Below are 11,915 nucleotides of genomic sequence, written 5' to 3'. Positions count from 1 at the left end.
ATGGCGCTGGCGCGAAAACTCCTCGTCATTCTCAATGCAAAAGCACGCGATGCGCGCATGGAGTTCGCCAATGCAACTTGACACCACAGATAGTCGCTCATTGCCCTGCCGGGCATTTCTCCCCGTAAAACGGGGAGAAAGAGGCTGGCCGCAACGCCGGCGCCTCTTTTTTTGCAAGGCTGGCGATTGGCGAAAGCCGCGACGAAAGCGCCCTTCTCCCCGTTTACGGGGAGAAGATGGCGGCAGCCAGATGAGGGGCAGCGCTACTTGGGAAGGTAGGGCTCCCCCCTGAACTGCCCACTAGCCTACGCCGCTTCGAGTGCCGCCCTCACTGCTGCAATCGCATCATCGGCCTTGGAAGCGTCGGGGCCACCGGCCTGGGCCATGTCGGGCCGCCCGCCGCCGCCCTGCCCGCCCAATGCGGCGGAGGCCACGCGGACAAGGTCGACGGCGCTGAAGCGATCGATGAGGTCGTCGGTGACGGCCACCACGACGCTTGCCTTGTTGTCTTCGCCGGCGCCGACGAAGACGACGACGCCGGAGCCGAGCGAGCTCTTGCCGGCATCGGCCAGCGGCTTCAAATCCTTCGGCGAGACACCGGAGACCGTCTTGCCGAGGAAGCCGATACCGGCGACCGTCTCATTGGCGGCTGGAGCATCGGCTGACGATCCCCCGCCCAGCGCCAGCTTCTTGCGCGCCTCGGTCAGTTCCTTCTCGAGCTTTTTGCGCTCTTCGAGCAGCGTCTCGACGCGCGCCGGCACGTCGGCCGGTGAAATCTTCAGCACCGCTGCCGCCGCCTTCAGCCGCCTATCCTGCTCGTCGAGATGTTTGCGCGCGGCTTCGCCGGTCAGCGCCTCGATGCGGCGCACGCCGGCGGCGACCGCGCTGTCCGACACGACACGCACCAGGCCGATATCGCCAGTCGCCCGGACATGCGTTCCGCCGCAAAGCTCGACCGAATAGGGCCGGTTGGCCTTGGCGCCGTGAACGCCGGTGCCCATCGACACGACGCGCACTTCGTCGCCGTATTTCTCGCCGAACAGCGCCATGGCGCCTTCGGCAATGGCATCGTCGACCGACATCAGGCGCGTGGACACCGGGCCGTTCTGGACGACGATCTCGTTGGCCATGCGCTCGACCTCTTCGAGATCCTCCGGTGAAATGGGCTTGTTGTGCGAGATGTCGAAGCGCAGGCGCTCGGGCGCGACCAGCGAGCCCTTCTGCGCGACATGGCTGCCCAGCACCTCGCGCAGCGCCTCATGGATCAGATGCGTCGCGGAATGGTTGGCGCGCAACCTGGAGCGGCGCGCATGGTCGACTTTGAGCTCGACGGCAACACCGGTCTTGACCGTGCCGCTGGCCACCTCGCCGATGTGGACGAATAGCCCATCGGCCTTCTTCTGCGTGTCGGAAACCTCGATCGAGAAGCCCTCGCCTGAAATAACGCCGGTGTCGCCCATCTGGCCGCCGGACTCGGCATAGAACGGGGTCTGGTTGACGACGATCGCCACCGCGTCGCCCTTGCCGGCGCTGTCCACGGTCTTGCCGTCCCTGACCAGGGCCTGGATGATGCCTTCGGCAGCTTCAGTCTCATAGCCGAGGAACTCGGTGGCGCCCGCCTTCTCGCGCACGGAGAACCAGATGGTCTCGGTCGCCGCGTCGCCGGAGCCTGCCCAATGCTTTCGCGCCTCGGCCTTCTGCTGCTCCATCGCATTGGTGAAGCCGGCAAGATCGACCGAGATGCTGCGCTGGCGCAGCGCGTCCTGCGTCAGATCAAGTGGGAAGCCGTAAGTGTCGTAGAGCTTGAAGGCCGTTTCGCCGTCCAGCATGTCGCCGGCATGCAGCGTCTCCGTCGCCTCGGAGAGCAGGCCGAGGCCGCGCACCAGCGTCTTGCGAAACCTGGTCTCCTCGAGCTTCAGCGTCTCGGTGATCAACTGTTCGCCGCGCAGCAGCTCCGGATAGGCCTGGCCCATTTCGCGCACCAGCGCCGGCACCAGCTTCCACATCAGCGGTTCGTTGGCACCCAGCAGCTGCGCATGGCGCATGGCGCGGCGCATGATGCGGCGCAGGACATAGCCCCGGCCTTCGTTCGAAGGCAGCACGCCGTCCGCCACCAGGAAGGAGGACGAACGCAGATGATCGGCAATGACCCGGTAGGACGCGACCGTCTCCTTGTCGGGACCATGCCCGATCGCGGACGAGGCCGCGTCGATCAGGTGACGGAACAGATCGGTCTCGAAGACGCTTTCCACCCCTTGCAGGATGGACGCCATCCGCTCCAGGCCCATGCCGGTGTCGATCGAGGGGCGCGGCAGGTCGATGCGCTCCTCCTTCGTCACCTGTTCATACTGCATGAACACCAGGTTCCAGAATTCGAGGAAACGGTCGCCATCCTCCTCCGGGCTGCCGGGAGGGCCGCCCCAGATGTGTTCGCCGCGGTCGATGAAGATTTCAGAGCACGGCCCGCACGGTCCGGTGTCGCCCATCGCCCAGAAATTGTCCGAGGTCGCGATGCGAATGATGCGGTCGTCGGAAAAACCGGCGATCTTCTTCCAGAAGCCGGCCGCCTCGTCATCCGTGTGATAGACGGTGACCAGCAGCTTGTCCTTGTTCAGCCCGAACTCCCTGGTGATCAGGTTCCAGGCAAGCTCGATGGCGCGCTCCTTGAAATAGTCGCCGAAGGAGAAATTACCGAGCATCTCGAAGAAGGTCAGATGGCGCGCGGTGTAGCCGACATTGTCGAGATCATTGTGCTTGCCGCCGGCGCGAACGCTCTTCTGGGCGGTCGAGGCGCGCGAATAGGGCCGCTTCTCCAGACCGGTGAAGACGTTCTTGAACTGCACCATGCCGGCGTTGGTGAACATCAGCGTCGGGTCGTTGCGCGGCACCAGCGGACTCGATGCGACGATCTCGTGACCCTCCTTGCGGAAGTAGTCGAGAAATGTCGACCGGATTTCGTTCACGCCACTCATGATGCTGCCTTTTTGGAAGAGCCGCCGGGCCAACCGGCGGAAATGGGCTCTGCGTTTTAGAAGATTAGGACTTGGCCTTTTAGCCGCCGCGCTTCACCCTGTCCAGAAACACGGAATTGGTCCAATCCACGGCCTTTGCCGGCCGTTCGACCCGGCCTGGTTCCGCCGCCGAAACGCAAAACCGCCGGCACTGGGCCGGCGGTTTCGAAACGCAATAACGCGGAACTCGATTACATAAGCCTGAGATAATAGAACGCGATTATGGCCGAACTCCGGCCGGCATCGCGCACGAAGCTGTTACATCGCGCCGGATTCTTCCTCGAAACCGTCATCATCGCCGCGCTCAGGGCCGCCATTCTCGAGGAATTTTTCGGCGATCAGCCCGGCATTCTGCCTGATCGACAACTCGATCTCGCGTGCCGTGTCGGGATTGTCACGCAGGAACAGCTTGGCATTTTCGCGGCCCTGGCCGAGACGCTGCGAGTTATAGGAAAACCAGGCGCCAGACTTCTCGACAATACCAGCCTTGACCCCGAGATCGACCAGTTCGCCGGTTTTGGACACGCCCTCACCAAACATGATGTCGAATTCGACCACCTTGAAGGGCGGCGCCAGCTTGTTCTTGACCACCTTGACGCGGGTCTGGTTGCCGACGACCTCGTCGCGGTCCTTGATCGAGCCGATGCGGCGGATGTCGAGGCGCACCGAAGCGTAGAATTTCAGCGCATTGCCGCCGGTGGTGGTTTCAGGCGAGCCGAACATGACGCCGATCTTCATGCGGATCTGGTTGATGAAGATGACCATGGTGTTGGAGCGCGAAATCGACGCGGTCAGCTTGCGCAGCGCCTGGCTCATCAGGCGGGCCTGCAGGCCGGGCAGCGAATCGCCCATCTCGCCTTCAATTTCGGCGCGTGGCGTCAGCGCCGCGACCGAATCGACCACCAGCACGTCGATGGCGCCGGAGCGCACCAGCGTGTCGCAGATTTCCAGCGCCTGCTCCCCAGTGTCAGGCTGCGAGATCAGAAGGTTTTCGAGATCGACGCCAAGCTTGCGGGCATAGACCGGGTCAAGCGCGTGCTCGGCATCGACGAAAGCGCAGATGCCGCCCTTCTTCTGGGCTTCGGCGACGGTGTGCAGGGCAAGCGTCGTCTTGCCCGAGCTTTCCGGCCCGTAGATTTCGATGATGCGGCCGCGCGGCAGGCCGCCGACGCCAAGCGCGATGTCGAGGCCAAGCGAGCCGGTCGGCACCGTTTCAATCTCGACGACCTGATCGTTGGCGCCGAGCCGCATGATCGAGCCCTTGCCGAAAGCCCGCTCGATCTGCGACAGCGCCGCATCCAGAGCCTTTGATTTGTCCACTGCCTTGTCCTCTACCAGCCGCAAAGAATTCTGAGCCATGATACATCACCCCTTGGTCGTCAATGAAGGCCGGACAATCCGTAATCCCTGCCTATTTGTACCTTTTTTGTTCTCATTTGGCAAGAGGGGTCAAATAACTGAAAAACAAGCAATATCCGGATTTGTTCTTTTTTTGTCCAGGGATTCGATCAGGAATGCACCGCACGTTGGGCCAGACGGCTCCGTTGTTTCGACCTGCCGAATCGCCGCCTCGCATGCGAAGCTCCGTCGCACCTAGCGCTTGTGCGGCTGGAATAACAAAGGTCATATCGCCGGCATGCTGAAATCCGCGAAAATACTGGCCATAGGCGGCGCCCATATCGACCGACGCGGCCAGGTGTCCGGCGCTTACGTGCCTGCCGCCTCCAATCCGGGCACAATGCGCGAGGATGTCGGCGGCGGCGTCTTCAATGCTTTGCGCAGCGCCGTGCGGCGCGGCGTCTCCGCGTCGCTGATGTCGGTTCGCGGCGGCGATGCCGCTGCCGATACCGTTTCGCGAGCCATCGCCGAGACAGGCATTACCGACCTGTCGGCGGTCTTCCTCGACCGCACGACGCCGAGCTACACGGCGCTGATCGACAGCGAAGGCGAGCTGATCGTCGGCTTTGCCGACATGGCGCTCTATGAGTTGGCCTTTCCCAAACAGATTCGCCGCTCCAGGGTGCGCGAAGCAATCGCGGCCGCCGATGCCGTGTTCTGCGACGCCAACCTGCCGACGGCGGCGCTGGAACGGCTGGTCGCGCTCGCCGCGGGCAAGCCGGTTTTCGCCATTGCCATCTCGCCGGCCAAGGTGGTGCGGCTGATACCGGTGCTGAAGGAGCTCTCGCTGGTCTTCATGAACCGGCGCGAGGCCATGGTGCTGGCCGGCGTCGCCGCGAATGCCAGGGAGCGCGAGGTCGTCGACGGGTTGCGATGCAGCGGCCTCGTCAGTGGCGTGGTCACGGCAGGCGACGCGCCCGTGCTGGGGTTCGATGAAACAGGCGCCTTTTCGATCATGCCGCCCAATCCCCGAAAGGTCGCTGACGTCACCGGGGCCGGTGATGCGCTGGCGGGCGCAACGGTCGCTGCCTTGCTGCGCGGACTGCCGCTGCGGGTGGCCCTGCGCGAAGGCATCGCCGGGGCGACGCTTGCCATCGAAAGCGCCAACGCCGTTCCCGAGTTCACCGCCTCAAGCTTCGCGGAAGCGCTGGCTCTTGTGCCGGATGCCAGGGAAGTGGCATGAGACCGGCGAATTCATAGTGCCGCGATGTTGCCTGGTGTCCCGACGGACGCGCCGCATTCCGGATTGGAGACCCTGATGACCCCTGAGACCGCCCGCCCCCTCATCGACATCCACGCGCCGGTGGCGCAGGCTCTGGCTGCCGGCCGGCCGGTGGTGGCGCTGGAAAGCACCATCATCACCCATGGCATGCCCTACCCCGACAATGGCGCCATGGCGGCCGACGTCGAAAAGATCATCACCGATGGCGGCGCCGTGCCGGCGACGATCGCCGTGGTTGGCGGCCGCATCAAGATCGGGCTTTCGGACGGCGAGCGCGAATCGCTGGCGATGACGGGCGACGCCATGAAGCTGTCGCGCGCCGATCTCGGTTTTGCCGTGGCGCAAGGGCGCACCGGTGGCACCACGGTCGCCGCCACGATGATCGCGGCGCATATGGTCGGCATAAAAGTGTTCGCCACCGGCGGCATCGGCGGCGTGCACAAGGGCGCCGAAAAGAGTTTTGACATTTCCGCCGATCTCGACGAGCTGGCGCGCACGCCGGTCATCGTCGTCTCGGCCGGCGCCAAGGCCATTCTCGACATCGAAAAGACGCTGGAAGTGCTGGAGACGCGCGGCGTGCCGGTGGTCGGCCTTGGCTGCGAGACGATGCCGGCCTTCTGGTCCAGGCATTCGCCGTTCCGCGCGCCGCTGACCTTGCACGAGCCGGAAGAGATCGCGCATTTCTACCAGACGAGGGCAGCGCTGGGGCTCGCCGGTGGCATGCTGATTGCCAATCCGGTGCCGGAAAACCACGAAATCCCGGCTGAGGAGATGGCCGGCTATATCGAGGCCGCGCAGAAGGCCGCCGAGGCGCTCAACGTGACCGGCAAGGCGGTGACGCCGTTCCTGCTGGGAAAGATTCTCGAACTGACTGGCGGCAGGAGCCTGAAGACGAACATCGCGCTGGTCGAGAATAATGCGCGGCTGGCGGCGAGGATTGCGAAGGCGCTTTAGGGTCACGCAGCGAAGGTTCCCCCTCACCCGGATTCCCAAGACCGAATTGCAAAGAACAGTTCGGGGCAATCCGACCTCTCCCCGAGGGGAGAGGAGCTTGCAGCGCCGACGTCGACCTCTTCTCCCCTCGGGGAGAAGGTGGCCGCGAAGCGGACGGATGAGGGGGTGGCCTCGCGCTTGCGGGAATCTACTTCCCCGCCCGTCGCCCCGCCTCATAGGCCCGGCGTGCCCAGATCGTCATCTCGTCGGGATCATCGAAAGCGCTGTCTGGAACGCTCCAGTAGGGCATGGCGACCAGCTTGCCGTGGCGCGAGCCGGTATAGGTCCATTGCGTGCAGCCGGCGGCCTCGAACTCGGGCACGCTTTGCTCGTCGGCCTTCAACAGCAATTCGCCACGCAGCACGATGGCGACGATGACACCGTCGAAATAGATGCCCTTGCCGCCGAACAGTTTTCGGATGCTGACCGGGCCGAGGCCTTCGAACAGTTCGGCGATGCGTTCATTGTCCATGCCGCGATCATGTCACCGGCGTTTGGCCTTGTCATCGCCGCAACCAAAATCATGCTGACAGGTTGTGTGAGGTCGATCGGAGTTCCCGCTATGCCCGTGCTGCTCAAAGGCTCCTGCCGCTGCAATGCCGTCCGTTTCGAGGTGGAGAGCCACACGCCGGCGCCATTCATGCTGTGCTACTGCTCGATCTGCCGCAAGCAGCAGGGCGGCGGCGGGTTTGCCATCAATCTCGGTGCCGACAACGAAACACTGAACATCAGGGGCAAGCGCAGCCTCGGCGTCTTTCGGGCGGAGATCGAGGACGACGAGCATCCGCATTGCGAAATCTCGACCGGCGAGCGCAATTTCTGCAAGAAATGTGGATCAGCCCTTTGGCTCTACGACCCGACATGGCCGGAGCTGGTGCATCCCTTCGCTTCGGCGATCGACAGCGATTTACCCATTCCGCCAAGCAAGGTGCACCTCATGCTGAAATACAAGGCGAACTGGGTGGAGCCGGTGGTTGGCAAGCATGACAAGGTCTTCGACGTCTATCCCGAGGAATCGATCGCCGACTGGCACAAGCGCACGGGCATGTGGGTGGATTAGCCCCGTAAACGGGCGAAGGAGGGTCAGGCGGAGGCGCGTGCCTCTGCCAGCGCCTTCAGGTCGGCCGGCTTCAGTTCGACGGATTCGCCGCAGCCGCAGGCCGAACTCTGGTTCGGATTGTGGAAGGTGAAGCCGGTGCGCAGCGTCGTCTGCTCGAAATCCATCTCGGTGCCGAACAGGAATAGCGCTGCCTCGGGCGCCACATAGACATGCGCGCCGTCGCGCTCGATATGGTCGTCCTTGGTATTGGGCTCGGTCACCAGATCGACCGTATATTCCATGCCCGCGCAGCCGCCCTTCTTGATGCCGAGGCGGATGCCGTGCGCATTGTCACGCGTGGCGACAATCTCGCGCACCCGGTCGGCGGCCTTTTCGGTCATCGTGATGACGGCAAAGCGTCCCATTCTTTTTCCTTCCATTCCATGCAGGTTCAAGGCCTGCCGAATGATTCCTCACCTAAAATGGTGAAGTTTTACCCCTGGCGCAAGTATGCCAGGCCCAACGCTAGTACCAACCCACCGCGACCTGCGCCTCTTCCGACATGCGGTCGGCCGACCACGGCGGGTCGAAGGTCATGTTGACCTCGACGCCGGACACGCCTTCGACGGCGCCGACGGCATTTTCGACCCAGCCGGGCATTTCGCCGGCGACAGGGCAGCCCGGAGCGGTCAGCGTCATGTCGATCTTGACCGAGCGATTGTCCTCGATGTCGATCTTGTAGATCAGGCCGAGCTCGTAGATATCGGCCGGGATTTCCGGATCGTAGACCGTCTTCAGCGCCGAGACGATGTCGTCGGTCAGCCGCGCCAGTTCGTCGGCTGGAATGGCTGATCCCGAAACCAGCGTATTGGGCGCGGTTTCCGGAGTGGTCTCGGCAGCGATGCTTGCATCATCCATGGTCGTCACCCAAAAAACTCGTCATCCGAAGAATTTGCGCGCTTTTTCAAGCGCCTCGGCCAAAGCGTCGACTTCGGCCCTGGTATTATACATGCCGAACGATGCCCTGCATGTGGAGGTTACGCCGAAGCGTTTCAACAGCGGCTGGGCGCAATGCGTGCCCGCCCGCACCGCAACGCCCTGCCTGTCTATCACCATCGACACGTCATGCGCATGAATGCCTTGCAGTTCGAACGAGATGATGGCGCCCTTGCCGGGCGCATCACCGAAGATGCGCAGCGAATTGATGGAGCGCAGCCGCTCATGCGCGTAGTTCTTGAGGTCTTCCTCATGGGCGGCAATGCGCTCGCGGCCGATCGTTTCCATATAGTCGAGCGCGGCACCCAGCCCGATCGCCTGGACGATCGGCGGCGTGCCGGCCTCGAAGCGGTGCGGCGGCTCGTTGTAGGTGACGATGTCTTCCGTCACCTCCTCGATCATCTCGCCGCCGCCCATGAAGGGCCGCATGCCAGCGAGAATGTCCTTCTTGCCGTAGAGCACGCCGATGCCCGACGGGCCATAAACCTTGTGCCCGGTGAAGACGAAAAAGTCGCAGTCGAGATCCTGCACGTCGATAGGCATATGCACGGCGCTCTGACTGCCGTCGACCAGCACCGGAATTCCGCGCGAATGCGCAATGCGCACGATTTCCTTGATCGGCGTCACAGTGCCAAGCGCGTTCGACATGTGGGTAATGGCAACGAGCTTTGTCTTGCTGGTCAGCCGCTTTTCAAATTCCTCGATGTGGAAGACGCCGAGATCGTCGACCGGCACCCAGACCAGTTTGGCGCCCTGCCGCTCGCGGATGAAATGCCAGGGAACGATGTTGGAGTGGTGCTCCATGATCGACAGCACGATCTCGTCGCCCTCGCCGATGTTGGGCATGCCATAGCCATAGGCGACCGTGTTGATGGCCGAAGTCGTGTTCGAGGTGAAGATGATGTTGTCGGTGCTCGGCGCATTGAGGAAGCGGCGCACCGTCTCTCGCGCCTTTTCGTAGGCATCGGTCGCGGCGTTCGAGAGAAAATGCAGGCCGCGATGGACGTTGGCGTATTCCTGGGAATAGGCATGCTGGATTGTGTCCAGCACCGCCTGCGGCTTTTGTGCCGAGGCGCCATTGTCGAGATAGACCAGCGGCTTGCCATAGACTTCCCGCGACAGGATCGGGAAATCGCGGCGGATCGCTTCGACGTCGTAGAAATCTCCGATCTTGCCCGGTGCGTTCATCAAATCACCCGTGCGCCGCGAACCAGCCGTCGAGCCGCGCCTCCAGCGCTTCGACGATTGCCTCGTCGTCAAGTTCCTCGATCACCTCGGCGACGAAGGCCTTGACGAGCAAGCCCCGCGCGCTTTTCTCGTCGACGCCGCGCGCCATCAGGTAGAACAGATGGTTATGGTCGATCTCGGTGACCGTCGCGCCGTGGCCGCAAATCACGTCGTCGGCGAAGATTTCAAGCTCGGGCTTGGTCGAGAACTCGCCGTCGTCCGACAGCAGCAGCGTGTTGCAGGCCATCTTGGCGTTGGTCTTCTGCGCATATTGATGGACGTTGATGCGACCCTGGAAGACGCCGCGCGCCTTGCCCGTCACCACGTTGCGGATGACTTCCGTCGAGGTCGTGTGCGGCACGGCGTGGTCGAGCACCATGGTCACGTCGGTATGGGTGTCGCCGGCCAGGAGGTTGATGCCGCGCAGCTTGAAATCGGCGCCTTCGCCAGTCGTCCTGACCATGATCTCCTGGCGCACCAGTCTGCCGCCGGCGTTCATGACAAACAACGTCAGTTTCGCATTCTTGCCGATATGGGCCTTGAACTGCGCCAGATGCGCCGCCGTTTCCGGCTGCTCCTGGACGATCAGCCACGTCACCTCGGCGCCCTCGCCGAGCACGAGCTGGCTGACCGAGCTGCCCAAGGCAGCGCCGTCACCCGTCTGACGTTCGACGATGACGGCCTTGGCGCCGGCGCCGACACGCACTCGCAGGCGCACATGGGTCTGGCCGCCAGCCTGCAGGTTCTGCAGCTCGACCGGCTTTTCAAGTTCCACACCATCGGCGATGTCGACAAAATACCCGTCGGCGACGAAAGCCGTGTTCAGCGCGCCGATGGCGTCGTCGCTGCCATAGGGATCGAGCCCAGCTGCTGCGCTGCCGTCGATCAGCTTTTCCGACAGGCGCTGGAAAGAAACGCCTTCAAGAACCGGCACTTTGGCGTCCGACTTGCCGTTCAGGATCGACACCACGGTGGAACCGTCGACGATCGGTGCAACGGCTTTGGCCATGGCGGCGGGGTCGAAGTCCGGCACGGTATTCAGCAACCGGCGCAGGTCGGTGTAATGCCAGGATTCGACACGCCGCGTCGGCAGGCCGTGCTTGATCGTCTCGATGGCGTCGTCGCGCTTCAGCATCACCGCGCCGTCACCCGGCAGCAGCGACAGCCGGTCGCCGAACGCGTCGATCAACGCTGTCTCGGCCGGTGTCCGCTGCGGTTGTGTGTGCATGTTCATCGGTATTACCTCTGGCATCTCACGCGGCTTCGCCGATCACGCCGGCATAGCCATTGGCTTCCAGGTCGAGCGCCAGCGACTTGTCGCCGGACTTGATGACCTGGCCCTTGTAGAGCACGTGCACGGTGTCGGGCACGATGTGCTCAAGCAGGCGCTGGTAGTGGGTGATGACCAAGAACGCCCGGTCCGGCGCCCGCAGCGCGTTGACGCCGTCGGACACGATCTTCAGCGCATCGATATCGAGGCCGGAATCGGTCTCGTCGAGCACGCACAGTTTCGGCTCCAGCAGCTTCATCTGCAGAATCTCTGCCCGCTTCTTCTCGCCGCCGGAGAAGCCGACATTGAGCGGCCGCTTGAGCATCGCCATGTCCATGCTGAGCGAGGCGGCGGCTTCCTTCACGCGCTTCAAAAATTCCGGGATCTTCAGCGGCTCTTCGCCACGCGCCTTGCGCTGCTCGTTCATCGCCACTTTCAGGAATTCCATGGTGGCCACGCCCGGTATCTCCATCGGATACTGGAAGGCGAGGAAAATGCCTGACGTGGCGCGCTCGGCCGGATCCATTTCGAGGATCGACTGGCCGTTGTAGAGGATGTCGCCTTCGGTCACCTCATAGTCCTCGCGGCCGGCGAGGATGTAGGACAGCGTCGATTTTCCCGAGCCGTTCGGCCCCATGATCGCGGCAACCTCGCCGGCTTTCACCGTCAGGTTCAAGCCACGGATGATTTCGGTGCCGTCATCGACGATGCGGGCGTGCAGGTTTCTGATTTCAAGCATTCTTGTTTCCTGAATATTTG

The 11,915-nt window shown here is 63.1% G+C and carries 11 protein-coding genes; 3 read left to right on the top strand and 8 right to left on the bottom strand.

Annotated elements, in window-relative coordinates; genetic code table 11:
- Positions 1 to 305 precede the first annotated feature (305 nt).
- Positions 306 to 2,972: an alanine--tRNA ligase gene (alaS, locus tag NP503_RS09455; RefSeq protein ID WP_127270932.1), complete on the bottom strand. Its 2,667-nt coding sequence runs from the start codon at positions 2,970 to 2,972 to the stop codon at positions 306 to 308.
- Between the two features lie 297 nt (positions 2,973 to 3,269).
- Positions 3,270 to 4,370 carry a recombinase RecA gene (recA, locus tag NP503_RS09450; protein ID WP_027036993.1) on the bottom strand — a complete coding sequence of 367 codons (1,101 nt, stop codon included), beginning with the start codon at positions 4,368 to 4,370 and terminating at the stop codon, positions 3,270 to 3,272.
- A gap of 277 nt (positions 4,371 to 4,647) precedes the next feature.
- Here recA and NP503_RS09445 point away from each other — a divergent pair, with 277 nt between their 5' ends.
- Together NP503_RS09445 and NP503_RS09440 are read left to right on the top strand one after the other, a co-directional pair.
- Positions 4,648 to 5,592, top strand: coding sequence for a carbohydrate kinase family protein (locus tag NP503_RS09445; RefSeq protein WP_127270930.1), 945 nt, complete (start codon positions 4,648 to 4,650; stop codon positions 5,590 to 5,592).
- Positions 5,593 to 5,667: 75 nt separating this feature from the next.
- Positions 5,668 to 6,585: a pseudouridine-5'-phosphate glycosidase gene (locus tag NP503_RS09440; protein WP_127270928.1), complete on the top strand. Its 918-nt coding sequence runs from the start codon at positions 5,668 to 5,670 to the stop codon at positions 6,583 to 6,585.
- A gap of 187 nt (positions 6,586 to 6,772) precedes the next feature.
- Here the strand turns inward: NP503_RS09440 and NP503_RS09435 are convergent, their stop codons facing one another.
- Complete coding sequence (locus NP503_RS09435; RefSeq protein ID WP_127270731.1) at positions 6,773 to 7,096, bottom strand: TfoX/Sxy family protein; 324 nt, start codon at positions 7,094 to 7,096, stop codon at positions 6,773 to 6,775.
- A gap of 90 nt (positions 7,097 to 7,186) precedes the next feature.
- On the opposite strand from NP503_RS09435, the gene NP503_RS09430 reads away from it, so the two are divergent.
- Positions 7,187 to 7,684 carry a GFA family protein gene (locus tag NP503_RS09430; protein ID WP_127270730.1) on the top strand — a complete coding sequence of 166 codons (498 nt, stop codon included), beginning with the start codon at positions 7,187 to 7,189 and terminating at the stop codon, positions 7,682 to 7,684.
- Between the two features lie 23 nt (positions 7,685 to 7,707).
- On the opposite strand, the gene sufA is transcribed toward NP503_RS09430, so the two are convergent.
- The 5 genes from sufA to sufC form a co-directional block, all read right to left on the bottom strand.
- Complete coding sequence (gene sufA, locus NP503_RS09425; protein WP_013532156.1) at positions 7,708 to 8,088, bottom strand: Fe-S cluster assembly scaffold SufA; 381 nt, start codon at positions 8,086 to 8,088, stop codon at positions 7,708 to 7,710.
- A 100-nt stretch (positions 8,089 to 8,188) separates the two neighbouring features.
- Positions 8,189 to 8,581 (bottom strand): SUF system Fe-S cluster assembly protein, encoded by a 393-nt coding sequence (locus tag NP503_RS09420; RefSeq protein ID WP_127270728.1) that lies wholly within the window; start codon positions 8,579 to 8,581, stop codon positions 8,189 to 8,191.
- A 21-nt stretch (positions 8,582 to 8,602) separates the two neighbouring features.
- Positions 8,603 to 9,847: a cysteine desulfurase gene (locus NP503_RS09415; protein WP_127270925.1), complete on the bottom strand. Its 1,245-nt coding sequence runs from the start codon at positions 9,845 to 9,847 to the stop codon at positions 8,603 to 8,605.
- A gap of 4 nt (positions 9,848 to 9,851) precedes the next feature.
- Positions 9,852 to 11,120, bottom strand: a complete 1,269-nt coding sequence (gene sufD / locus NP503_RS09410; RefSeq protein ID WP_127270923.1) for a Fe-S cluster assembly protein SufD — start codon at positions 11,118 to 11,120, stop codon at positions 9,852 to 9,854.
- 19 nt (positions 11,121 to 11,139) lie between these two features.
- Positions 11,140 to 11,895 (bottom strand): Fe-S cluster assembly ATPase SufC, encoded by a 756-nt coding sequence (gene sufC, locus NP503_RS09405; protein WP_023810312.1) that lies wholly within the window; start codon positions 11,893 to 11,895, stop codon positions 11,140 to 11,142.
- Positions 11,896 to 11,915 lie beyond the last annotated feature (20 nt).

The organism is Mesorhizobium sp. SEMIA396 (assembly GCF_024518615.1).
GTDB lineage: Bacteria > Pseudomonadota > Alphaproteobacteria > Rhizobiales > Rhizobiaceae > Mesorhizobium.
Note: the sequence above shows the minus strand (reverse complement) of the source record. Positions and strands in the feature narration are given on the sequence as shown.

Coding starts and splice junctions, on each gene's coding strand:
- alaS (WP_127270932.1), bottom strand. CDS start 2,972: ATGAGTGGCGTGAACGAAATCCGGTCGACATTTCTCGACTACTTCCGC.
- recA (WP_027036993.1), bottom strand. CDS start 4,370: ATGGCTCAGAATTCTTTGCGGCTGGTAGAGGACAAGGCAGTGGACAAA.
- NP503_RS09445 (WP_127270930.1), top strand. CDS start 4,648: ATGCTGAAATCCGCGAAAATACTGGCCATAGGCGGCGCCCATATCGAC.
- NP503_RS09440 (WP_127270928.1), top strand. CDS start 5,668: ATGACCCCTGAGACCGCCCGCCCCCTCATCGACATCCACGCGCCGGTG.
- NP503_RS09435 (WP_127270731.1), bottom strand. CDS start 7,096: ATGGACAATGAACGCATCGCCGAACTGTTCGAAGGCCTCGGCCCGGTC.
- NP503_RS09430 (WP_127270730.1), top strand. CDS start 7,187: ATGCCCGTGCTGCTCAAAGGCTCCTGCCGCTGCAATGCCGTCCGTTTC.
- sufA (WP_013532156.1), bottom strand. CDS start 8,088: ATGGGACGCTTTGCCGTCATCACGATGACCGAAAAGGCCGCCGACCGG.
- NP503_RS09420 (WP_127270728.1), bottom strand. CDS start 8,581: ATGGATGATGCAAGCATCGCTGCCGAGACCACTCCGGAAACCGCGCCC.
- NP503_RS09415 (WP_127270925.1), bottom strand. CDS start 9,847: ATGAACGCACCGGGCAAGATCGGAGATTTCTACGACGTCGAAGCGATC.
- sufD (WP_127270923.1), bottom strand. CDS start 11,120: ATGAACATGCACACACAACCGCAGCGGACACCGGCCGAGACAGCGTTG.
- sufC (WP_023810312.1), bottom strand. CDS start 11,895: ATGCTTGAAATCAGAAACCTGCACGCCCGCATCGTCGATGACGGCACC.